This is a genomic window from Halococcus sediminicola, from assembly GCF_000755245.1.
GTDB classification, from domain to species: Archaea; Halobacteriota; Halobacteria; order Halobacteriales; family Halococcaceae; genus Halococcus; species Halococcus sediminicola.
Map to the genome: position 1 here is coordinate 1 of NZ_BBMP01000025.1, position 21,960 is coordinate 21,960.

The following is a 21,960-nucleotide window of genomic DNA, read 5'->3' on the forward strand; positions in this document are numbered from 1 at the left end:
GGTCGACGACGGATTCTGGCTGTACGGCAGCATACCGGTTTGGATCACTTGACTGCCGCCAAATCAGATTTCGAGCCTCGAGTCCGTTCACCACGTCGTAAATACGGCCTTTTGGAACACCACTTGTATCGGAGAGCTCAGCCGCGGTTACTGATCCGGTGACCAGAAGCGTCCGATAAACCTTCTCCTCGTAACTTGAGAGCCCAAGTTCGCCCAGTACCGTCATCAATTGTTGTTGGGCACCCAAACGAATTGTAAGTGCCGTTTTGTTTCAATAGGCGTATATCGAAGACTTCGGGATATAGCGATATGCATCCGTACATGCTGCTCGCTGGTGCAATACTCTCCGAACTAATCGGGACAACTGCCCTCAAACTCTCCGAGGCATCCGTTCTAGGCTAACTCGGAAGCAGGCGAAGAACGCCAGCCGTTAGCGCTCTGAGAGGCCGGTGGGAAGTGTATGCAGCTTCCACCGGATTCGGTAATCGAGGAACGGTTGGTGAAGACGTTTCCGAACACCCGGCTGCGCGAGCTTGCTCGCGCAACCGGGCTGATCCAACGCGAGAGCGGGAAACTGAAAGCTGACGCTCTTTTCTGGTCGCTCGCTATTGGCTTCCTCTCTGGCAACTACAGAACTCTCGAAGAGTTCCGGCAGGAGTACATCGACACCTTCGGCGGGTCGCTCGAATACTCCTCCTTCCACGAGTGGTTCATGCCTTCTCTCTGTGAGTTCCTTCGAGAGGTCCTCCAGCGCGCGCTGGAGGACCTCGAACACGAGAATGACCGTCTTCAGGGTCGCTTCGAGCAGTTCCGTGAGGTCTTCATCGCCGATATGACCGTCATTACGCTGTATCAGTCGTTATTCGAGACGTTTCCCGGCTATGGCGACGACCACGCTGGAGCGAAGCTCCACGTGGTCGAAGCCGTTAGTAGCGGCCTCCCGGCTGAATTCAGCATCACTGACGCGCGCACGCACGAGTTCACGCAACTCTCCACTGGACCGTGGGTAGAGAACGCGTTGCTGCTGTTCGATCAGGCCTACTTCGATTACCGGACGATGGACCTGATCGACACCAACGGCGGCTGGTTCCTCACGCGGCTCAAACCCAACGCAAACCCGGAAATAACGGCTGAACTCAGGAAATGGCGTGGCGACGCCATTTCCCTCGAAGGCAAGCAGGTGCAGAATATCCTCGACGATCTTCACCGCGACGTCATCGACGTCGACGGTGAAGTGGGGTTCAAACGTCGCATCTACAACGGCACGCGGAGCCGTGCCGTTGAGACATTCCGTGTCGTCGGCGTTTGGAACGACGAGGAGGAGCGCTACCACCTCTACATCACGAATCTGCCCGCAGAAAATTACTGCGCGGCTGATATAGCGAAGCTCTATCAGGCGCGCTGGGAGGTGGAGCTTCTATTTCGGGAACTCAAGACCACGTATGGACTCGACGAGCTCAACTCGGGAAAACCGGAGGTAGTGGAAGCGTTGATCTTGATCGGGCTGCTTTCGTTGGTGGTAAGCCGCACTCTGAGAGAGCTGTTCATCGAGATCATCGAGGAACAGCAGGATGACGACAGCGACGACGTTGAAGCGTCGTCGCTTCTTCCTCGGGAGCGGTGGGCACGGGCGTTCGGTCGGCGAAGTGACCGGATTCTCCGCCGAGTCGCCAAGCGACTCGGCTACGAACCGCCGAAGTTGGTCAAATCACTGCTCAACGATGCGTTGAATCCGAACGCGCACCGCATCTCGTTGCTCGACGAGGTGCAGCACGAACCGTTCGCCGCTGATCTCGCGTAATCCGGCGCGACGCGCCGGATTCGTGAGGTTCCCCAGCTACAGCACTCGGGTTCATCGAAGATTTTGGAGCGCTCACGCCGATGAGCGCTCCTGAATACGTCTTCATCGGTGAATATCGCCAACAGGCGTTCCGAATTTCTCATCGAAGAGCGGAGTTCAGACCAATTCGTCTCGATCACGATGGGATTAGCCTAGAACGGATGGGGTTCAGCTGTATCTTCGATATTGAGTCCACAAGCGGCGGTGAACTAGTCAAGATGGTTGTCACGGCCAATGAGAGGGGGAGTGTATTGATCCAAGAGGAGAAATGGGATTGTGAGACTCCCGTGAGAGTTGAGATCAGTATGTCGCCGATCCCGTGTCGGCGACATACCGAAATGGCTCACAACGATCCTTATCAGGCGTCCGAGTACCGAATCAGATCGAGCTCTGCCAGCTGTGCCAAAAAGTACGACAGGGTGTCGCCGACGGGCTCGATGCGCTCTTCGGGGACGGTCGCGGCGAGTTCGTCGGCGAGCTCGGCCACCGTGGTCTCGCCGTCGCAGTGACACCAGACGACACTGCCGACCGAATCGAGTTCAAGTTCGCGTTCGGTCGGTGTGTCGAACAAGTCAAAGAACAACTTGTCGACGCGGTTCCGCGGCCGGCGCGGCCGCTGGATCGTCACGCTGGGGTTACCATCGACGTGTTCACAGTTCCAATCCTCGGTCGTCCGGATTGGGGTCACGCTTTGAGACTGGCCCGACATGGCGCTCAGTATAGCTCCTCCGTATCGCCCGTATCTTTCGCCCCGCGAATCGTGCTCGCGGCGATGAACGTGAGCAGTCCGCCGACGGCGGCGACGCCGAGCCACAGCGAGAACTGGTTGCTGATGCCGACTGGGAACGGGATCTCGCCACCGGAACCGACACCGAGAATGCGGATCGCGCCGACGACGATGCCCATGATCGCTTCACCGGCAATCAGGCCCGCGGCCACGATACGACCGTTAAGGGTGGCCCGTTCGGTCGCCGCCTCGTCGCCCGTCCGCTCGACGTAGCGAGTGACGACTGCCTTCAACACGCCGCCGAGGAAGATCGGCGTCGCCAGGCTGATCGGGAGATACATTCCGACCGCGAACGGCAACACCGGAACGTCCATCATAATGAGGATGACCGCAAACGTCGCGCCAATCAGCACCATCCCCCAATTCGCGGTCCCGTTGAGGACGCTCTCGGCGATCAACGCCATGAGCCCGGCCTGGGGCGCGGGGAGGGTCTGACTACCGAGCCCGTAGGCTTGGTTAAAGAAGACGATAATCCCGCCAGCGAACAGCGCCGATAGTCCGATTCCGACGAGTTGGGCAATCTGCTGTTTTCGCGGTGTCGCGCCGAGCAGATAGCCGGTCTTGAGGTCTTGTGAGGTGTCGCCAGCGACTGCAGCCGCGATGGCCACGACCGATCCCGTGACGAGCACGACGACTGGGTCCGAAACGCCGATAGAGCGGAGCACGACCGCGGCGATCAGGATCGTCGCGACGGTCATTCCCGAGACGGGGTTCGACGAACTCCCGACGATGCCGACGAGATACGAGGAGACCGCGACGAACAGGAACGCCGCGAGCACTGCGATGACCGCCCCCAACAGCCCGACGCGGACCTGGGGAATGACAACAAGCAAGATTGCGACGATGGCCGCGCCGACGACGACGATCGCCATCGGGAGGTCGCGAGCGGTGCGTTTGTAATCCGTGTTCCCGTTGAGCCCCTCGCTGAACTCCGCACTCGCCAACCGGATAGCGTCGAAGATCGTTGAGCGCATCGAGGCGATCGCGTACAGCCCGCCGACGATCATTGCGCCCGCGCCGACGTAGCGGATGTAGCTGCTCCAGACAGCGTTCGCCTGCTCGAACAGCGTCCCGCCGACCGCATCGGGCGGCACCATCCCGCCGGTGACGAGCAGCGGGATCAGCATCATCCACGAGACTAGGCCGCCACCGAGGATGTACGCCGCGATGCGCGGCCCGATGATGTAGCCGACGCCGATGAGCGCGGGGGTGAAGTCCCCGCCGAGCGCGAACCCTCGAGTGTTGGTCACCGAGAACGCCCCCTGAATCGTCGTCTGAATCACGCCCCAGATGTTCGCGAGCGCCGTGTAGACCGCGCCCACGACGAACCCGACCGAGACGAACCGGACTCCGCGCCCGCCGTGTTCGCCCGCTTGGAGCACGTCCGCACACGCGGTCCCCTCGGGATAGGGGAGCTCTTGGTGCTGTTCGACGATGAGGTAGCGTCGCATCGGGATCATGAACAGCACGCCGAGGATCCCGCCGAGCAGCGATACCACCGCGGTGGTCACGACATCGATCGACTCGCCGAGGAAGGCGACGCCGGCGAGCGAGAAGATCACGCCGGCGGTCAGCGACGAGCCGGCCGACGTCATCGTCTGGACAATGTTGTTCTCTAGGATTGTCCCCTGGATGCCGATACGCGAGAGACTGTAAAACAGCCCCATACTGATGACCGCCGCCGGGATAGAGGCACTGATCGTCAGCCCGGCACGCAGCCCGAGATAGGCGTTTGCCGCCATCAGTACGACGTTGAGCAAGAGTCCGAGTAGGACCGCCTTCACTGTGAGTTCGGCCATGCTGGTGTCGGCCGCAACATACGGGTCAACCGCTGTCGTCTCCGTGGATTTGCCACGCTCGGATACCATATAAAAGTATAATCGACTACTTTCCAGAATTGGGAAAACATTACGTTTTCCCCTCTATCGCAGTGTCGGTAGTTCCCAATTGAAATCTCACCATCTCCTCTGAACCGGTGAGCTGTCGAGGTGAACGTAGTAGTGGACCGGTTCACTGGAGTTCAGAAGCGCTGCTGTGTACTCAACGACCCACAGCACCGATTTCTCACGAACCCAGCTGACAGCTGGTGCTCACGAAGGGCACCCTGAGGCCGCGGGCTGGCTCAGCCCGCGGCCGCGGTGTACGCATCCGGCACGCCGACTCCGTTCATCTCGATCTTCCACCGCCGCTCCAACTCCTGCTCCAGAGCATGTCGGATCCAGTCGCAAAACACCGAGAACGTGAACTCCTCGGGCAGGTCGCGCCCGCCCCGGCGAGGGCGGGCGACGACCGCCCATCGTATACTCTCGGCCGGAAGTTTCGATAACCTCCAGCAGCAAGCCAGAGCATGACGAAATCCGGAAACAAGATTTCCGGTTTGACGAAAGAACGAGTCCGCGAGCAACTCGCGGACGAGGCTGATCCGAAGGCGATCAAGCGCCTTACCGCTGCCCGCGAGTACTTAGAGGGACTTTCGCCAGAAACAATCGAAGACAAGTACGGCTGGCACCACCAGACCGTCTACAACTGGTTGAACCGCTTCGAAGAGCGCGGCTTCGACGCCGCGCTCTACGATAAATCTCGTCCCGGGCGACCTTCCGAACTTAGCGACGACCAGTTCGAACGGTTCACTACTGTACTCCATGAACCGCCTGAAGAAGCTGGATACGACGACCCAGCGTGGAGTACAGCTCTCGCCCAGCACTACCTCATCAAGGGGTTCGATATCGCTTTCTCCCGTCGTCACACTCGCCGACTCATGCACAAGGCCGGGGTCTCACCGAAGAGACCCCGGCCGGAGCCTGCCTCTGCCAGTGAAGCCGAACGCGAGGAGTTCGAAGAGACGGTCGAAAAAAAGTAGGCCGCCGTGACGAGGACGCCACGGTCGTCACGATCGACCAGACGCGAAAACGGTTGGAGCGGATCTCTACGCGGCATGGTATCCGGTTGGCGAGAGGCCGACCGTGGGCGTGTCGGCCTCTCGCGAGGGAGTGAACCTGCTGGGAGCAGTCACTGAGTACGGTGAGACGACGGTGCTGGAGTGTGGCGGATCGTTCACCGGTGAGGTGACGATCCGCTTTCTGGAGCATCTCCAAGCGGAGTTCGGCGAGAAGCTGGTCGTACTGCTGGACCAGGCGACGTACTTCACCGCTGGGGCGGTGAAGGACTTCGCCGCCGATGAGCCGATAGAGTTGGTGTATTTCCCGACTGGATCGCCGGATCTGAATCCAACCGAAGAATACTGGCGACGACTCAACTCGCCTTAGCAAACCGCTACTGCGGCAGTTGTGCCAAAATCCGATCAGCAGTCTGGACAGCACTCGAATCGATTAGTCCACCAGGTGTCTATCAATACCTCTGTCTCTGAGTATAGCACCAGCCATAAGTTTTCAAGGAGGAAGCTCACCACCACGAACGCAAACCGCACGATCGGGTCTTGCGTCGACGTTACCGCTCGTGCGCTCCGAAACAACCGATAGCTGGATTCGATCGCCGATCGCTTTCGGTAGCAGTGTTCGACCTGTGCAGGCGTGCGATCGTCCAGATCGCACGCCGCGTACCCTCGGACCACTTCACCATGCTTGCCGCGATTGCCGTTCTGATACGAAACTGAAACCGCGAGCGGGAAGCGTAGTTCCCGCTCGCTGTCTTTGTACATCCGGTAGGTCGTCATGTACGATTTGTGCGTCTCGAGTTTCTCTTCGAGCCGGTCGCCTTTCTCGGCGACCGGCACGACTGTCGCAGCAATCTCGCGTGAGCGGCGGATGATGCGCTCGTTGTAGAAGCCGGAATCAGCCAACAACAGCTCGATTTCGAAGGGATAGGCCTCGACGCGGTCGAGGACGCGCTCGACCGCGTCGGCTTGCTTCTCGTCGCTGCGGACGTACGTCATCGCGAGCGTGATCGGTTTGCCGTTCGAGACGAGGTAGGCGGTGCAGTATCGGTGGCAGGTCGTGGTACCATCTTTAGGGCTCATTCGACAGAGTTCGCCTATCTCGTCGCTGTAGGTGCCGTGATAGGGGTTATCGACGAAATCGATGGAGACGATCCTCGACCCTGAGCGGTCGAGGATCGTCATGGCCAACTGCATGAACAGGAGGTTAGCGGCGAATTCGAGCCAGCCTCGATCAAGCGTATGGAGCCAGTCGAAGACAGTATCGTCGCAGGGAGCCTCGTGGTTCTCGGCACAAACCTCTCGAACGGAGCTCTGATTGGTGCTGGCAAGTATAACGACGGACCAGATGTCGCCAGGATCGAGGGGCGAGCCCTCGATCCCTGGCAGAGGAAGCTCTCCGATCACATCCGCCGCTACACCTTTGACATCCCACGCCGAAAGGAATCCGTCTGGTTGGGGTAGCTGTAGCACATTCACTCAACCAGACATCTGCTCCAATCAGACCGATGCGTTAGCTCCGCCTCTCAACTCGATTGGGAACTACCGAGGATGTCGATGACACGAAAAAAAAAGCATGTCGTCGATCTCTCCAAGGATGAGCGCGATGAACTCGAATCATTCGTCTCCAGCGGCATTCATAGAGCCGAAGACATCACGAGAGCACGGATTTTACTCAAAGCTGACGACGGCGCGACTGATTTCAGCATCAGTCGCGCGCTTGAGTGTGGCGAATCAACTCCCTACCACGCACGCAAACGCTACGCTGACCGAGGGATTGCGGCGATTCATCGCCGCAACCCCGACCGTGAATACGAACGCAAACTCGATGGCGAAGACGAAGCTCATCTCATCGCCCTCGCGACCAGCGAGCCGCCCGACGGGCGCGCTCGCTGGTCGCTTCGCCTTCTCGCCGACGAACTCGTTGTTCTCGAAGAGATCGAGCACGAATCGGTCTCCTACGAAACCGTTCGCCAAGTCCTAAAAAACGAGCTACAGCCTCACCGATCCAAACAATGGGTGATCCCGCCGGAGCAGAACACCGAGTTCATCTACCACATGGAGGACGTCCTCTCGCTCTACCGCGAACCATACGACCCAGACCGGCCTCTTGTTTGTTTCGACGAGCATCCCAAACAGCTACTCAAGCAGGTCGGGCAACCGTGCCCGGTTGAGCCGGGCACGGTTGCCCGTGAAGACTACCAGTACGAGCGTAACGGCACCAAGAACCTGTTTCTGGCCTCCGAACCGCTCGCCAGCTGGCGAGCGGTCAGGGTCAAAGACCGCTGAACTACCGAAGACTGGGTACATTTCATCCAGCACCCCGTTGATCAGCACTACCCGGATGCGGACTGCATCCGGGTGGTGCTAGACAACCTCAACACGCACAATCCGGCAGCCTTCTACGAGTATTTCGAACCAGCCGAAGCACGTCGCTTGCTCGACAAGCTCGAATTTTACTTCACGCCGGTACATGGAAGCTGGCTCAACATGGCGGAGATCGAGTTCAATACGCTCCAGCAGCAGTGTCTCGACAGACGCATCCCCGACGCGGCGACGCTCCGTCAGGAGGTCGCCGCGTGGAAAAAGGAACGAAACAGCGCTGATACCGACATTGATTGGCGGTTCACGACCGACGATGCTCGCATCAAACTGAAGCGACTATACCCTTCATTTGATGACTGACAAGACACTAGGTAGATCTGACTTGTGCGATCGATGACCGCGTGTGACGCCCAAATCCGGATTCCAGCCGGTTTCGGGGTGTACAAATGCCCACTTCTGCCTGCACAAAAACGAGATTTCCGGCCGAAATACGTCCTTATAGCATTAATATTCTACCACAAATCAAACGTACATCTATTTAATGCCCAAAATATCCACTTTTGTAAACCGAGGGTTTATGTGCTACCATATTGTGACTCTTTCGCGTGGAACAGACGACAAATGCGGGCGAAAATTATGAAAATGTGGACGAATGGTGTATAGATAGCGTCAGATATTGCGAGGTGAGATACAAATGATAGACGTGTTCTTGCAGTCGGGAACCGATCTCAAGACGCTGGCCAGCGGCGTCAACAACGTATGGGTCCTAACGGTGACGTTCTTGATTTTCTTCATGCATGCGGGCTTCGCCATGCTGGAGGCCGGACAGGTTAGAGCGAAAAACGTCGCCAACCAGCTCACCAAGAACATGCTCACGTGGTCGATCGGCGTGATTGCCTTCTTTCTGCTCGGGCAGGGTATCGCCAACCTTACTGCCGGACTCACTGGTCCGGCTGGGATTGGCGGTGCGTTCGGTTACATCGGTGGTGGCTCTGATGGATGGATTAGCTGGCTGTTCGGCGCGGTTTTTGCGATGACCGCCGCGACCATCGTGAGCGGGGCAGTCGCGGGTCGGTGTAAGCTCCGTGCGTACGTCACCTACACCATCGCGCTCGCGGCGGTCATCTATCCCGTCGTCGTGGGCTTTACGTGGGGCGGCGGCTTGCTCGCCGACACAGGTTTGTTGGGTACTGGCTATCAGGACTTCGCCGGCGGGATGATCGTCCACGGACTCGGCGGTATCGCCGGGCTGACCGCGGCGTGGGTACTCGGTCCGCGCATGGGCCGGTTCAATGACGACGGGAGCGTGAACGTAATCCCCGGCCACTCGATGACCTTCGCCGTTCTAGGGACTCTCATCCTCTGCTTTGGGTGGTATGGCTTCAACGTGGGCACCGCTGCAACGGTGTTCGTCGTCGAGAACGACGTGCTCGCACTCGGTGCGTTCGCCAGCGACGTCGGGCGTGTCGCGCTCACGACCACCCTCGGGATGGCCGCCGGAGCACTCGGGGCGGGCGCAGTCTCGCTCGCCAAGACCGAGAAGGTTGATACGCTATTCGTCGCCAACGGCATGCTTGCCGGACTCGTGGCGATTACCGCAACCACGAACGCCATCACGTGGTGGGGTGGTCTCGTAGCCGGGCTGCTCGCGGGCGCACAGCTTCCGCTCGTCTTCGAGTTCGTCGAAAAGCGCCTCAAAATCGACGACGTCTGTGCGGTCTTCCCGGTCCACGGGTCGGCGGGCGTGCTCGGTGCGCTCTTGTTCCCGTTCATCGCCGTAGATGGGTTCTCAGTGGATGCACTGGTCGGTCAGGTCGCCCTCGTTGCGGTCATCGGCGTCTGGACCGTGGCAGCTACGGCGGCGATTTTCGGTGGCCTGAAAGCACTCGGGCAGGCTCGCGTGGCGCCCGAGCACGAACGCGACGGTCTCGACAGTTCCGAACACGGCGTTGATACCTACCCCGAATTCGGCTTCGGCGACTCGGGGGGACCGGTCACCGACGGCGGTACGCGGGTCTACTCGGCGGCGGATGGCGAGGAACTCCGTACTGATGGTGGGTCGCCGAACGGGGGCGATATCAAGATGGTGACGGCTATCGTCCGGCCCGACAAATTAGGTGCAGTCAAGAGCGCGCTTGCGGAGGTCGGTGCGCCCTCGCTTACTGTGACGAACGTCTCCGGCCGGGGAAGCCAGCCGGTCAAGAAGGGCCAGTGGCGTGGCGAGGAATACACTGTTGACCTCCACCAGAAGATCAAAGTCGAATGCGTGGTGGCCGACATCGCCGCCGAGGATGTGGTGGATGCAATCGTCGAGCGCGCCGCGACCGGCGAACCCGGCGACGGCAAAGTATTCGTCACACCGGTCGAGGACGCCGCACAGATCCGAAACGACGTTCGTGGAACAGAGGCTGTATAGATCTACAACATTCGTCTTTACCTATGGAAATTCTGCTGGCTAAGTAGACCACCGCCGTCAGTTAGTTGTTGCGGGAAACCACTTGCTGATGCGCTTGATACGGAAAACCGCCGGAAGGTGGTGCTGTCTATCCGCATGCGGTCGGTGCTGTGCGGTGCTGTCTGTGATCTCAGTTCATTGACCAGTTGCTCACCGACCGCAGCGCCCCGTTAGTGAGCGACGCCGCTCAGGCGTCGCTCACGCAGTTACTCCTGGCGGGTCATACACCTCCTCTCGGTCAAGCATGTGGTAGATAGATACCAGCAACTTATGACCAGTTGCGACGATTGCCTTCTGCGAACCCTTCTTTCCCACTAACCGATCATAGAACCGACTCAGATACTCATCTTCGCATGTATGGACGGCTGTCCGCGCACACTGGACAAGGATCCATCGTAACTGCCGTGAGCCTCACTTCGATATCCCGCCCTCGATCCGCGAGTCGCCTGGCTCGCGGATCACCGGATTCAACCCAGCGTAACTCACTACTTCTTTGTCCCGGTCAAATCGGTCTATCTCGCCCACCTCCGCATAGATCATCAGCGCTGGGCAGTAGCTCACACCGGGAATCGTCATTAACAGCTGGGTCTCAGGCAGAGACCCAGCGCGTTCTTCGATAGTAGCTTCGAGCCGTTCGATCTCATCAGTAAGCGTCTCGATCATCTCCAAGTACGACGCTAACAACGTGTTCCATGGCGTCGGGAGCGAGAGGTCCCGTAGGGATTCTCGTCCCGATACACTCAGGGGCTTGATCTCTTGGGTGATTCCATGATCAGACAGTAACCCGTGAATCTTGTTTGCGTACTCGGTGCGGTTCTCGACCAACTTCTGTCGCCCGCGCACGAGTGCGCGGGCTTCCCTGATCTCGTCGGTGGGGACGTAGCTCTCCGGCACTGAATCCAACCGAACCATCCGTGACAACTCTTTGGCATCAACGCGATCAGTCTTCTTGTCCGTGTTAGCGATCAGCGTCAGTTTGCTAGGGTGGGCAACAGTCACATCCAGATGTTCCGACAGCGTATCGTGGATGTGGTAGTAGTTGCTGGTGGCCTCGATCGCGGCTTCAGCTCCAGCATAGTGCTGGGCGAGTTCATCGAGGTTCGCGTTCTCAACGCGAACCTCTTCGACGATCTCACCAGCTTCGCCCATTACTGCCACCTGTGCGTACCGCTTGTGGATGTCTATTCCAAGATACATAAGCAATCACTCCGGGATGCCTGTGCGTGAAACAGAGGTTCACCTATTCGGGCTTTCCCGGCTGCCGCGCCACACGGCAGCCGGGTTGTATTGCCCAAGACTCGGCTTCCTACGCACTCGGACCAGTCAGCTAAACGTGCTCGATGGCACGAAAAACGCATCGGTCTCTTGCGTCCCATATCTTGTTTCACGCTCTCATGGGATAGCAGAATTTTTCATCGAGTCAGCTAACTCCAGCGGTTGGTTGAGCGGCGGTAGCGAACCACTCTTGGAAGATCGGACGCTCTTGATGGATCTTCTGTGCGTCGGCAACCATCCGATCTAACGGGCGATGAAGTATTGCCTATCATTACCCGAACTTGCCGGTGATGTAGTCCTCGACGCGCTGGCTCTCGGGGTTCTCGAAGATCTCGTTGGTGTCGCCGTACTCGACGAGCTCGCCGCCGGTGAGGAAGACCGCCGTTTGGTCCGAAATTCTCGCTGCCTGCTGCATGTTGTGGGTGACGACGACCACGGTGTAGTCGTCGGCGAGCTCCTCGATGAGGTCCTCGATCTTCGCGGTCGCGATCGGGTCGAGCGCGCTCGCGGGTTCGTCCATCAGAATGACTTCGGGGTCGACGGCGAGACAGCGTGCGATGCAAAGACGCTGTTGTTGTCCACCCGAGAGTCCGAGCGCGTTGTCGTCGAGCCGGTCGTCGACCTCCTCCCAGAGGGCGGCCTGCCGGAGCGCGTGCTCGACGAGTGCGTCCTCGTCGCCGGCGTCGTCGCCGAACAGCCGCGCGAGCAGCCCGGTCTCGACGTCGCCGTGTTTGCGCGGGCCGTACGAGACGTTCTTCCGGATGGACTTGGGGAACGGGTTCGGCTGCTGGAACACCATCCCGACGCGCTTTCTGAGCTCGACGAGGTCGACGTCGTCCGCATAGATCTTCTGGCCATCGAGCGCGACGCTGCCCTCGACACGCGCGGCCTTGATGCGGTCGTTCATCCGATTCAAACACCGAAGAAACGTCGATTTCCCGCAGCCCGACGGGCCGATGAGCGCCGTGACGCTCTCTGCGGGAATGTCGAGGCTGATCCCTTCGAGCGCCTGCTCGTCGCCGTAGAAGACGTCGAGGTCGTCGACGGCGAACTTCGTCCCGTTGTCGAGGTCGTAGTCGGTCCACTCGTCTTGACTCCGTTCGTCGCTTTCACCGACAAATGTCTCGACACTCGTTGTTCTGTTCCTTACTGAGGATTCCGTCGTGGTTCGGGTGTTTGTGGCCATTCGGAGGTCCTGATTGCTATTTTGTTCACTCATGATGGAGTTTCCCTCTGAAGTATTTGCGCAGCGCGATACCGACCGCATAGAACGACAGTACGACCAACAACAGCACAAGCGCTGTCCCCCAGCCGAACGCCTTCGCATCCGCCGCGCCGACGCCGGCAGTAATGGTCGCGTACAGCTGGTAGGGAAGCGCGCTCGTAGCAGTCAGAAGCGCGTCGTTGGTCACGAACGGCGGCGTTGTGCTGAACTCGAACGCCGAGAACACGCCCGGCGTGTCGCTTGGAAATGGCGAGCCGGCCATCACGAGCAACAGCGGCGCGGTCTCGCCCGCGATACGACCCACCCCGAGAATGACGCCCGTGATGACGCCGGGCAGCGCCGCCGGCAGCACGACACTCCTGATAGTCTGCCACTGACTCACCCCGAGCGCGGCGCTCGCGCCGCGGTACTCATCGGGGACGCTCTTGAGTGCCTCGCGGCTCGTGATGAGCACCAGTGGCAACAACATGAATCCGAGCACGAGAATGCCCGACAGCAACGAGTTTGTGTTGCCGAATCGTGGGACTAAGAACGCGGCTCCAAATAGCCCAAAGACGATGCTCGGCGTGCTCCAGAGGCCATTGGTCGTGACCTCCACGGTACGGGTGAACCGGCCCTGTTCGGCGTACTCGGTGAGGAACACGGCCGCCCCGACGCCGAGGGGCACCGCGAACAGTATCGTGCCGATGACGATCCAGACGGTGCCCATGATTGCCGGCAGCACGCCCGGAACATCGACGTAGATGCCTTGCGAGACGTTCATCACGAATGGCCAGTCGATGGGGAGACTCACGCCGAAGATTGCCGGCCCGACGCCGAGACCGCTCTCGATACCCTGCAACACCTTCGAAGCGCCCTTCATCACGACGAACGTGACGAGTGCGGCCATGATCGCGACCATCGACAGCGCGTTCAGCCCCATCAAGAGGTACGCCCCGTTCTGTCGGCCCCGACTGCCGAAACCCGAACTGGCTTTCGCGGCGGCCCACGTGACGGTCAGACTCGACAGTGCCACCAGCGCTCCCGCGACGAGCGGTGCATAGAAGGTCGCTTCGAGGTTTGTGGGGTCCCACGACCACTCCGAGCCGACGACCCCAGTGAGCAACACGGCACCGACGGCGATTGCGATGCCGCCGGCCGGAACCGTCGAACCGATGTCCTCGCGCGGGAGTACGGTGACGGCGACCATCCCGAGGGCAGCGAGCACCGAAATCGAGAGCCAGACCGCAATCCCGAGGGCGAACGTCTGCGAGGCAATGAGTCCGCCCGCCACCCCACCCAATATCCCGAAAACGCCGCCGACGGGAAGCCCCACCGTGTCACTGGGTGTCGTTTCGACTGCGCCCAGTCGAGAGGCGACACCCAGAGCGATGACGGCCCCGCCGGCCACACACAACACGATGGAGAAGAACGTGAACAGTCCAATGCCCAAAATTTGGGTTTCGAACCCCGTCACGTCGAACATCGACGCGATCGCGAACAAGAAGGTCAGGACGCCGAGACCGACGACGGTGGCGCTAGTTCGCTCGAACGCGGAACCTCGCCCGTTCACCAGCGCGGTCTCATGGGACTCGCTCATTGCTCACCTCCGAGCCGGCGCACCATCCGGAGCTCGATGAGCTGTGAGACCACCGAGATGGCCATCACGGTGACGAACAACACGACGCCGGCGGCGAACAGCGCGTTCACGTGCAGGCCGCTCGCGTTGCCGTATTGGCTGGCGATGAGGCTCGTGAGCGTGACCGTGTTGTCGAAGACGTCGAAAAACGGGTTCGGTAAGTCGGTCACGTTGCCGAGAATCACGGTCGCGGCCATCGTCTCGCCGACGGCACGGCCGACACCCAACAGGACGGCGGCGGAGATGCCCGAGAAAGCTGCCGGCATCGTAATCCCGGTCATCGTCTGCCACTCGGTCGCCCCGAGCGCGAGCGAGCCGCTTTTCATCGACTCGGGGACGCTCGAAATCGCGTCCTCGGCGACCGATACGACTGTGGGCAGCGCCATCACGCCGACGACCAGGCCCACAGCGAGCAGGCTGCCAAGCCCCGGCAGGCCGAACGCACTGCTCGACGAAAAGTACGGGTTGAGCACGACCAGCCCGAGATAACCGAACACGATTGAGGGGATGCCCGCGAGAATCTCGATGCCGGGTTTGAGTAGCTCGCGCAACCATCCCGGAGCGACCTCGCTAATGAACAGCGCACCGGCGATGCCGAGCGGCCCGGCGATGGCCACGGCGAGTAGCGTTTCGATGACCGTCCCGACGATTGCGGGCACGAGCGAGTAGATCTGCTCGCCGCCGGTTCGCCACATCGGCTCGCCGGTGTACGAGAGGAGGTCGACCAGTCCCATGTACCGAAAAGCAGACAGCGCCTCGCGCAGGATGAACGCGATGATCAGTCCCATCGTGAGCAGCGTCGAGACCGTCGCCAGGAACGTCAAGCTCTTCGCGGTGAGTGCTTGCCGGGCGTACCAGCCGTAGCCGACAGTGAGGAGAAAGCCGAGCAGAAACACGGCCGTCAGACTCGACTTGACGAGAAAGCCGACGAACGCGCCGAGGAGACACACCACGCCCGCAGCCCCCACAAAGAGTACCGTTCGGTCAATAGCCCTCATTGAGCGCGCGATTCGATTTGGCACCTTGTTATTTATGGAGGACATATGGATGAAGGGGTCACGTCAGTCGCTGACGGACCGATTCAATCGAAGTTAGTTGCTCTGTGTGGTCGTCTGATTCGCGTTCGTGCTCGCACCGTAGTTGACCTGTTTGTCCGGCTTGGGGAGCTTGCTGCGCTGCTTTTCCCGGCGCTCGGGCGGGAGCGTGAAGTAGTCGTTCGCCTCGACGAATTGTTTCTGACCGTACTCGGTGAGCAGCATATTGATGAAGGCGGCCTCCTTCTTGGAAGTCCCCTTCCACGTATAGCAGTGCAGGTCGCGTGAGAGCGGGTAGCCCTTCGCACCGAGGTTTTTCCCGAGTTTGTAGGTCGTTCCGTCGAGTTCGAGCGCGACGGCAGGAGCCTGTCCGCCGACGAACGCGAGCGCCATGTACGCGATGGCGTTGTCGCTCTGTTGTACGGACGTGCGGACCTGCTGGTTTTGGCCGATGCGCGAGTCGCACTTGATAGGCGCGTCGGGACTGCCGAAGAGGTTCGCGCGGAACGCCGTATCCGTCCCAGACCCTTCAGCGCGACAAATAGCTTGTATCTCTTTGCTCGGACCAGAATACCCATCAACATTCTTCCAGTCGGTGATTTCACCCTCGTAGATAGCCTTCAGCCGGTCGCCAGTAAGCTTCGTCACGCCAGCGTCGTAGATTGGCTTGCTGACGACGACCGGCTGGCCATCGACGCCGACCACATGATCGGTGAAGTTCTCGTAGCTCTTGCGCTCGGGCAGCTCATCTTGGACCGGCGCGCTGGAATCACCGATGTCGACCTGACCGTTCGTGAGCTTCTCGATGCCAGTGCCAGAGTGGCTGAGACCGACGTTGACCGAAAACGGTGGCTGACTCTCGTTACTCGCTTCGAAGCCGTAGATGCCAGCGAAGAAATCCGCCATCCGTTCTTTGGTGTTAAAACCGTACTGGTCCGGTCCCCAGTATTCCTCGTCGTCGGCCGGCGGGTTCGAGTTCCAGACTGACGCACCGTTGCTCGTGATTGGATACACCGTTGAAGAACCGTCGGCGGTCAGCGGCTCGCTGGCTGCCTGCTGGGAACCGCCACTGGTACTGTTTCCACCATCCCCACTCGCGGCGCTCCCATCTTCTGCGCTACTGCTTCCGCCGGTGTTCCTGGTTCCTCCCAAGCATCCGGCGGCTCCAATCGTGGTACTGGCCCCGACTCCCACTAAAACGCGGCGTCGCGTCGTTTTTCGCGTCATCACCAGAACCGTCCGCTGCTGAATATATAGTTGCTGCTAATTTTGATATATCTTACCCTAAATACCCATGTTCTTCTATATATACATATGATTCTGAGTTCGGAAGGAGGAATCAATTGTAGATCCAGTTCAATGAGCAATAGATCAGTATTCTGCGAAAGGACTACAACACCAAAAATCCTTCCTCAGTTCGCCAGCATGGAGTTCGCTTACAATGCTATCGACGCCGCCTACGTCTGGACCCGAGGCGGCTACCAAGTCTCGCGCAACGAAACGGACTACCCGCTGTTCATTGCTATCCTCGAACGGTTCGGGATTCCCACAGCTTAACAGCGCCAGTCACCCGACGAAATCGATGGGGCGCTACAAATCGTTCTCGAACCGCGTGCGCAGATCGATCCAGAGGCCATCGACGGGCGGCCAGTCATCTCTCGTTCGGAAACGTTGCGTTCGTGCGAACCATCTGTGTTCGGTTAAGCTGAGAAACCAAGAGACTGCGCCCTATTGATAAAGTTATCGCTGTAGGCCGCATGGGGAGAGATTGTGCTATCCGAACTCTCCCCGGACCTCATTCGACGGCGGCTGACTTCTCTCTTTCCAGCAGCGCTTATCGAAGACATCGCGCGCGCGAGCGCGATGTCGTCCAGCGCGAACGGACGATCGACATTACGATGCTCGTCTGGACGCTTATCGTGGGCTTCGCCGTCGACGGCGAAGCCCGCACTATCGCCGGATTTCAGCGCGCCTACTCCGCCGCTACCAACCAGACTGTTGCTCGCTCCAGCTTCTACGATCGGTTTACACCAGCACTCGCTGCATTGTTGAGCGACCTCCTCGAGCACGCTCTCGAGGAGGTCGCGGTTCCCCACACGATCGCTCCACAGTTCGAGTTGTTTCGTGAGGTACTGAGACTAGTGAGGCTGAGATTGGTCATGCGATTCGCACACGCCGCTGGAAGTACTCGGTTGCCGCACCGATAACCGACGGTTGGCGGGGTGGGATGGGCGAACAAGCTAGTGACTATTACGTCGAACGCTATCTCTACGATCTGTCATCCGATCCGGCCGAGACCGTGAATCTCGTTGGTCGGGCGGACTACCGTAGCGTGGCCGAGGACCTCCGAGAACAACTCCGTGAGCGAATCATCGCAGCCGGCGAACCGAACCCCGAGATTCATCCATTCGTGGACCTGGCTACCGGGAGTTCTGATGGCGAGACGCCACGTGTCACGAGATGTCGGTCCTGATCGTGTGCTCTCGTCTATCGGAGTTTCCTACGCTCATGTAGCATGTCGGCATTCACAAGAAAAGCCGACTAAGGGCAGCCTCAGCCGCCGCTGCAACAAGACAGGTAATGTTCTAATTTTTGAGTTCGTCTCGCGCCTCGTGATTCTTGCAGTGTTCATTCGTTTGCTACTACATGCCAAGAAGGACGTATCCTATAGTTCATCGCCACATTGACCATTTGGCACCGTTCTGCCTTGCGAATGGCTGAGAAACCCACTAGGTTGACACATTACTTCAATCGACTTACTTATGCTTAGCTCTCCAAGCTCGAGTTAAGCTCGATATCCGTTCTCAGCCAGTAAATCACGGAATCCAAACACAACAGGGATATCCGTTTCAACGCTATTCGCCGACGAATTGGTCATTAATCGCTACGGTTAGTCTCTCAAATACTTGTGACGGAGCCGGTTGAGGTACTGTTCATCCCACTGTTTCGTGTCGCCATAGTAACTCAGGGCAGCATCGACATACTCAGGAGGAATAATCCCTTGCGATGCAAACTTACAGAGCACGTGTGGCGTTGTAAACAGCGTATTGCGGTCATCGAGTGCCAGACTAACGAACAGATAGTTCGTTGAGTTGAACTCATCGGTAATGAACAACGCCGCCTCAAGATCGTTCGCTAGCCAGATACCATCTGATTCGCCTTGGTCAAGCCCATAGTCGAGTGGTTCGTCGATTTTGGCATCGACATCATGTGTCGTCAGGTGGTGAGACGCGTTCAACACCAGCTTAGCGGCCGCCGAGAGCAGATCATCACTCCCCGTCGCCATACTCAGTTCACCAACGACGCTCGCAGGCACATGAACGTTATAAGTGACGAGCAATGCTTTGAGCGGGTCGGCACCAGTGGGGGCCGCTGGTCTTCCATCGACAACTGGTGTTGCAAGGTTCAACAGGACATTGGTATCGACAACACTGATGGGTCTGTCAGCCACTGTTAGGCGCTTGACTCGACATCTTCGTTGTCGGCTGCCTCCTCAGACTGCCAGACAGGAACCTCGCCGTCGTAGAACTTTTCATCGGTGGGTAGTTCCGCTTTCAGCTGGGGTTCGGGTGGTTCCCTATCGATCGATGCTCGAAGGAGGTTCATTCGCATCGCTTCCTCCTGCCCGAGAACGGATTTCACGGTCTGAAAATCGATTCGCTCATCATAGTACGCGTCTCGAAGATGAGCTCGGAATCCTTCTTCGTTGATGAGTTCGTCGAGTTCGTCTTGGAGAGCATCGATAAGGAGTCGAGTGCGAGAGATGTCGAGCAACTCGGCGACATTGTCGGCCCGCTCGACGATCGAAGCAGGTGCGTTGAAATCAACCCGTGTTTTCTCTTCGGGCATATTCATGTGTAAAGTCTACACATGGATAACTGTTCTCCCTCTATTGTCGATAGGAGAGAATTCTATGATGACCACTCCGCATCGAGCAGCGTCTGCTGGACAACTTCTTCACCAACAGCGTTGATGAGCGCCTCGAAGCCCGCGCTCGCTCCGGTCACTCGCGTTCGCTACCAATCGTGAGACAGTGACGGACCCGTGGCTGGCAGGCGAAAGAGACGAACGAGGAGTTACAGAAAATATACACTCACCAACCCAAGGTACACACCAAGACTTGTTGCTACAGCTTGTCTCCCCGAACCGCCGAAAACCGACACCTCAACGAGCGTCAGCCCAACGAAAACGGAAAGCAGCCCATCGACTCCAAACGGTCGTCCGAACACTATAACCGTCGAGAACAACACCGTGACTCCGAGGAAACCAGCAACCAACCGCTGAGTGCGAGAGTTTTGCCAGAGTGCAGGCACTGCCGGCCTCAACAGCAACGGATCGTCCATACCTATCTCTCACCAACCTCACCACATGAATACTTTTATGAAATGCTGGTATAAAGCCACACTGTGGGAAAATACGCCTCTAGATACCGAATTACAAAAGTAAACGGCTGGAATTTTGTTTGTTTATATTCAATATGGAATCAGAATCTCATTACAGGAGGATTGCTCGCACAGCACAGTCACCGGTTTTCCAGATATGAGAGCGACCGAGATCGCGACCCCACTTGAGCACTGGCTCAGGTGTCATCCGTAGCGACCGATTGTCCGGCGGGTCGTGAATTCGCAATATCCCTCCGTCCGCCTCGGCCCCGACGAACAAACGTGAGTGCAACGGCGAGTGCTGCGAGCGTATGGAAGGCGTACCCAACGACGATTAGCAGACCAGCTGGGCTTCCGGCCCCAACGATTGTACCGAGGTAGATTCCGATCGGAACACCCCACTGGCCACCAAGGGCGGCGAGTGTCAGGAGGTCAACCCACCCTCGGAACACCTCGTCCAAGACTGTTCCATAGAATAGCACTGCGAGCGACCCACCAAGCAGGGGAAAGATGAGTTCACTCATCCATCCCGGCACGCTCTGTGCACCATCGAGAAGGATTGGATCTCGAAGTAATGCGATAGTGAGTTGGACAGCGAAGCTAGCGACTAACCCAACGAATCCGGAGGCTTTGAGTATGTATGTAAATCGGCTCATGATAGTGTGGAAACCAAGTGGCTTAGACCGTCGTGGTGGTTTCGTCCGCCGAATCGGCGCCGGTTGCGGCGGCGTTCGAGGAGTCGATGGTTGCGGTCATGGTCCCATCGGGGTTCTCAACAGTGACATCGAAGCTGAGGGTAGCTGCTTCGGCGGAGACGTTTGTTCCGCCCATCGAGGTAACACCGCTCGCAGCAAGCGAGAGGCCCACGGTCTGGGTTTCGGAAGCGCCCTGTGCGACCGAGGTCGGGAACGAGGAGCTCGAGATGGTGTTGCCCATAATGCTGGTTTCGGGGAACGTGACCGTAGTCGAGCCAGTGTAGTTTCCAGGACCGTCACCCTGAATCGACGCAACACCCGGAGATGCAAACGACCCACTGTCAGACGTGAGGTTCACATCGAGCGGTGTATTGGCATCTCCATTCACATCCGCGCTGACAGCTAGATCTAGCGCATCGACACCACCACCGAAGTTGTCCCAGTTGAGCGTGACAACGGGGGCGATCATGACGTCGATGACCTCACCGGCGTTGGTGGTGACGGTGACGTTCCCATCCTCGCCTGCTTCATAGGTGCTGGCGGCGAGGGCGGGCTGGGTCCCGTACCAGAGGCCCATGCCGGCGAGCGCGCCTGCGCCAATGACACCGGCGGCTCCTTTCATGACGCCGCGGCGGCTGAAGAAGGTGGTTGGTTCGGTAGTGGTGCTGCTGGATTGGGTGTCTGCGTTGTCTGCCATTGTCGATTTTCCTTGCACAGGCTTCATTCCCATGCGAAACCAAATGAATCCCAAGTTGTGTTAAGGCTGATTTGGTTATTACAATAGCCGTTCCGGAAGTATATATAATTATCTCTGTCCCCTGTGTTGACATAGCACTCTTTAGGGTTAGTATAATCTGTGATGATAGAAGAATACATTGTGCTTGATTCGGAATGAGCATGAGCTGACATCAGACGATATCGTTCTCAGGAGAGAGGTACAAAACCTGTGGACGCCGGATCGACAGCGAGCGCAACGGTTGTTGTGCATTACTCTCTGAAATCGTCCATCACGATCCAGAACATAAGCAACACCCGCAAGTTGCTCCAGTGCTCTACTCTTACACGATGACCGTCTACCAGCGCTGTCCATTTTGTCATCGAACATTCGAAATCGGCTCTACAGGCTACAAGCCACTAAAGAAGCATATCAGACACAAACACAGCGAGAAAAAACAGAAAATCCCCCTTGCGTGATATGTCCTGTATCCTCAACCCACATCAAGCAACACGAAGACGGACGAGAGCCCGAATGGGGAACAGCCACCGCGACAGCACCACCGAGGAATCCCGGCCCGAAGGGCCAGCCAAAGCCTGACCACGTACCCACGGAAGCCCTCACTGTCACGTCCTGCTCGCGCACAACGCGCTCTGTGGGCTTTCGTCGATAGAAATGAGAGAGCTACCCTCGAAGAGCCACTCGATACATACCCG

General features: G+C 58.5%; 14 protein-coding genes and 8 pseudogenes. 8 read left to right on the forward strand and 14 right to left on the reverse strand.

From position 1 onward, the window contains the following. Positions 1-226: TrmB family transcriptional regulator (locus ACP97_RS19335; RefSeq protein ID WP_161782639.1), on the reverse strand; the 226-nt coding region annotated here is incomplete at its 3' end. 83 nt (positions 227-309) lie between these two features. Between ACP97_RS19335 and ACP97_RS21305 the strand changes: the two are divergent. Continuing rightward, positions 310-384, forward strand: a pseudogene (locus ACP97_RS21305) (QacE family quaternary ammonium compound efflux SMR transporter); the annotation flags it as partial. Between the two features lie 76 nt (positions 385-460). Further along, the gene (locus ACP97_RS15870) at positions 461-1,801 is read left to right on the forward strand and encodes an IS4 family transposase (RefSeq protein ID WP_237561214.1); all 1,341 of its coding nucleotides are present in this window, start codon (positions 461-463) and stop codon (positions 1,799-1,801) included. Positions 1,802-2,198: 397 nt separating this feature from the next. On the opposite strand, the gene ACP97_RS15875 is transcribed toward ACP97_RS15870, so the two are convergent. The 3 genes and pseudogenes from ACP97_RS15875 to ACP97_RS19340 form a co-directional block, all read right to left on the reverse strand. After that, positions 2,199-2,549, reverse strand: coding sequence for a PqqD family protein (locus ACP97_RS15875; RefSeq protein WP_049998825.1), 351 nt, complete (start codon positions 2,547-2,549; stop codon positions 2,199-2,201). Between the two features lie 5 nt (positions 2,550-2,554). Beyond that, positions 2,555-4,495, reverse strand: a complete 1,941-nt coding sequence (locus ACP97_RS15880; RefSeq protein ID WP_049998826.1) for an OPT family oligopeptide transporter — start codon at positions 4,493-4,495, stop codon at positions 2,555-2,557. Positions 4,496-4,749: 254 nt separating this feature from the next. Further along, positions 4,750-4,929, reverse strand: a pseudogene (locus tag ACP97_RS19340) (ISH3 family transposase); the annotation flags it as partial. Positions 4,930-4,974: 45 nt separating this feature from the next. Between ACP97_RS19340 and ACP97_RS19345 the strand changes: the two are divergent. Beyond that, positions 4,975-5,994, forward strand: a pseudogene (locus ACP97_RS19345) (IS630 family transposase). Positions 5,995-5,997: 3 nt separating this feature from the next. Here the strand turns inward: ACP97_RS19345 and ACP97_RS15895 are convergent. Then, positions 5,998-6,993, reverse strand: a pseudogene (locus tag ACP97_RS15895) (ISH3 family transposase); the annotation flags it as partial. Positions 6,994-7,077: 84 nt separating this feature from the next. On the opposite strand from ACP97_RS15895, the pseudogene ACP97_RS19350 reads away from it, so the two are divergent. Both ACP97_RS19350 and ACP97_RS15905 read left to right on the forward strand, forming a co-directional pair. Then, a pseudogene (locus ACP97_RS19350) lies at positions 7,078-8,205 on the forward strand (IS630 family transposase). 334 nt (positions 8,206-8,539) lie between these two features. Next, entirely contained in the window at positions 8,540-10,261 is a 1,722-nt protein-coding gene (locus ACP97_RS15905) for an ammonium transporter (RefSeq protein WP_049998828.1), read from the forward strand. Positions 10,262-10,498: 237 nt separating this feature from the next. Here the strand turns inward: ACP97_RS15905 and ACP97_RS15910 are convergent. From ACP97_RS15910 to ACP97_RS15930, 5 genes and pseudogenes are all read right to left on the reverse strand, one after another. Beyond that, positions 10,499-11,497, reverse strand: a pseudogene (locus ACP97_RS15910) (IS110 family transposase). A gap of 349 nt (positions 11,498-11,846) precedes the next feature. Next, positions 11,847-12,761, reverse strand: coding sequence for a phosphate ABC transporter ATP-binding protein PstB (pstB, locus tag ACP97_RS15915; protein WP_049998829.1), 915 nt, complete (start codon positions 12,759-12,761; stop codon positions 11,847-11,849). 25 nt (positions 12,762-12,786) lie between these two features. Beyond that, a complete protein-coding gene (pstA, locus tag ACP97_RS15920) occupies positions 12,787-14,379 on the reverse strand; it encodes a phosphate ABC transporter permease PstA (RefSeq protein ID WP_049998830.1) in 1,593 nt (530 codons plus the stop codon). Further along, the gene (pstC, locus tag ACP97_RS15925) at positions 14,376-15,416 is read right to left on the reverse strand and encodes a phosphate ABC transporter permease subunit PstC (protein ID WP_394297711.1); all 1,041 of its coding nucleotides are present in this window, start codon (positions 15,414-15,416) and stop codon (positions 14,376-14,378) included. Before pstC ends, pstA begins: the two co-directional genes overlap by 4 nt. Before the next feature lie 93 nt (positions 15,417-15,509). Further along, positions 15,510-16,679 carry a PstS family phosphate ABC transporter substrate-binding protein gene (locus ACP97_RS15930; protein ID WP_049998832.1) on the reverse strand — a complete coding sequence of 390 codons (1,170 nt, stop codon included), beginning with the start codon at positions 16,677-16,679 and terminating at the stop codon, positions 15,510-15,512. A gap of 177 nt (positions 16,680-16,856) precedes the next feature. Between ACP97_RS15930 and ACP97_RS21310 the strand changes: the two are divergent. The 3 genes and pseudogenes from ACP97_RS21310 to ACP97_RS15945 all read left to right on the forward strand — a co-directional run. Then, positions 16,857-17,126: pseudogene (locus tag ACP97_RS21310) on the forward strand (RNA polymerase subunit sigma-70); the annotation flags it as partial. Between the two features lie 96 nt (positions 17,127-17,222). Beyond that, a pseudogene (locus ACP97_RS15940) lies at positions 17,223-17,587 on the forward strand (IS4 family transposase); the annotation flags it as partial. Between the two features lie 92 nt (positions 17,588-17,679). Then, positions 17,680-17,925, forward strand: coding sequence for a hypothetical protein (locus ACP97_RS15945; RefSeq protein WP_049998834.1), 246 nt, complete (start codon positions 17,680-17,682; stop codon positions 17,923-17,925). A gap of 417 nt (positions 17,926-18,342) precedes the next feature. Here ACP97_RS15945 and ACP97_RS15950 read toward each other — a convergent pair whose 3' ends face one another. From ACP97_RS15950 to ACP97_RS15970, 4 genes are all read right to left on the reverse strand, one after another. After that, positions 18,343-18,903: a hypothetical protein gene (locus ACP97_RS15950; protein ID WP_049998835.1), complete on the reverse strand. Its 561-nt coding sequence runs from the start codon at positions 18,901-18,903 to the stop codon at positions 18,343-18,345. A gap of 2 nt (positions 18,904-18,905) precedes the next feature. Continuing rightward, positions 18,906-19,301, reverse strand: a complete 396-nt coding sequence (locus ACP97_RS15955) for a hypothetical protein (protein WP_049998836.1) — start codon at positions 19,299-19,301, stop codon at positions 18,906-18,908. 227 nt (positions 19,302-19,528) lie between these two features. Beyond that, complete coding sequence (locus tag ACP97_RS15960) at positions 19,529-19,795, reverse strand: hypothetical protein (protein ID WP_049998837.1); 267 nt, start codon at positions 19,793-19,795, stop codon at positions 19,529-19,531. A gap of 717 nt (positions 19,796-20,512) precedes the next feature. Beyond that, positions 20,513-21,226 carry a twin-arginine translocation signal domain-containing protein gene (locus ACP97_RS15970; protein WP_049998838.1) on the reverse strand — a complete coding sequence of 238 codons (714 nt, stop codon included), beginning with the start codon at positions 21,224-21,226 and terminating at the stop codon, positions 20,513-20,515. Positions 21,227-21,960: the final 734 nt, after the last annotated feature.

Bases quoted from the DNA above. Each gene is read 5' to 3' on its own strand.
- ACP97_RS15880 (WP_049998826.1), bottom strand. From the start codon at position 4,495: ATGGTATCCGAGCGTGGCAAATCCACGGAGACGACAGCGGTTGACCCG.
- ACP97_RS15970 (WP_049998838.1), bottom strand. From the start codon at position 21,226: ATGGCAGACAACGCAGACACCCAATCCAGCAGCACCACTACCGAACCA.
- ACP97_RS15955 (WP_049998836.1), bottom strand. From the start codon at position 19,301: ATGCCCGAAGAGAAAACACGGGTTGATTTCAACGCACCTGCTTCGATC.
- ACP97_RS15930 (WP_049998832.1), bottom strand. From the start codon at position 16,679: ATGACGCGAAAAACGACGCGACGCCGCGTTTTAGTGGGAGTCGGGGCC.
- ACP97_RS15905 (WP_049998828.1), top strand. From the start codon at position 8,540: ATGATAGACGTGTTCTTGCAGTCGGGAACCGATCTCAAGACGCTGGCC.
- pstA (WP_049998830.1), bottom strand. From the start codon at position 14,379: ATGAGCGAGTCCCATGAGACCGCGCTGGTGAACGGGCGAGGTTCCGCG.
- ACP97_RS15945 (WP_049998834.1), top strand. From the start codon at position 17,680: ATGGGCGAACAAGCTAGTGACTATTACGTCGAACGCTATCTCTACGAT.
- pstC (WP_394297711.1), bottom strand. From the start codon at position 15,416: ATGAGGGCTATTGACCGAACGGTACTCTTTGTGGGGGCTGCGGGCGTG.
- ACP97_RS15960 (WP_049998837.1), bottom strand. From the start codon at position 19,795: ATGGACGATCCGTTGCTGTTGAGGCCGGCAGTGCCTGCACTCTGGCAA.
- ACP97_RS15870 (WP_237561214.1), top strand. From the start codon at position 461: ATGCAGCTTCCACCGGATTCGGTAATCGAGGAACGGTTGGTGAAGACG.
- pstB (WP_049998829.1), bottom strand. From the start codon at position 12,761: ATGGCCACAAACACCCGAACCACGACGGAATCCTCAGTAAGGAACAGA.
- ACP97_RS15875 (WP_049998825.1), bottom strand. From the start codon at position 2,549: ATGTCGGGCCAGTCTCAAAGCGTGACCCCAATCCGGACGACCGAGGAT.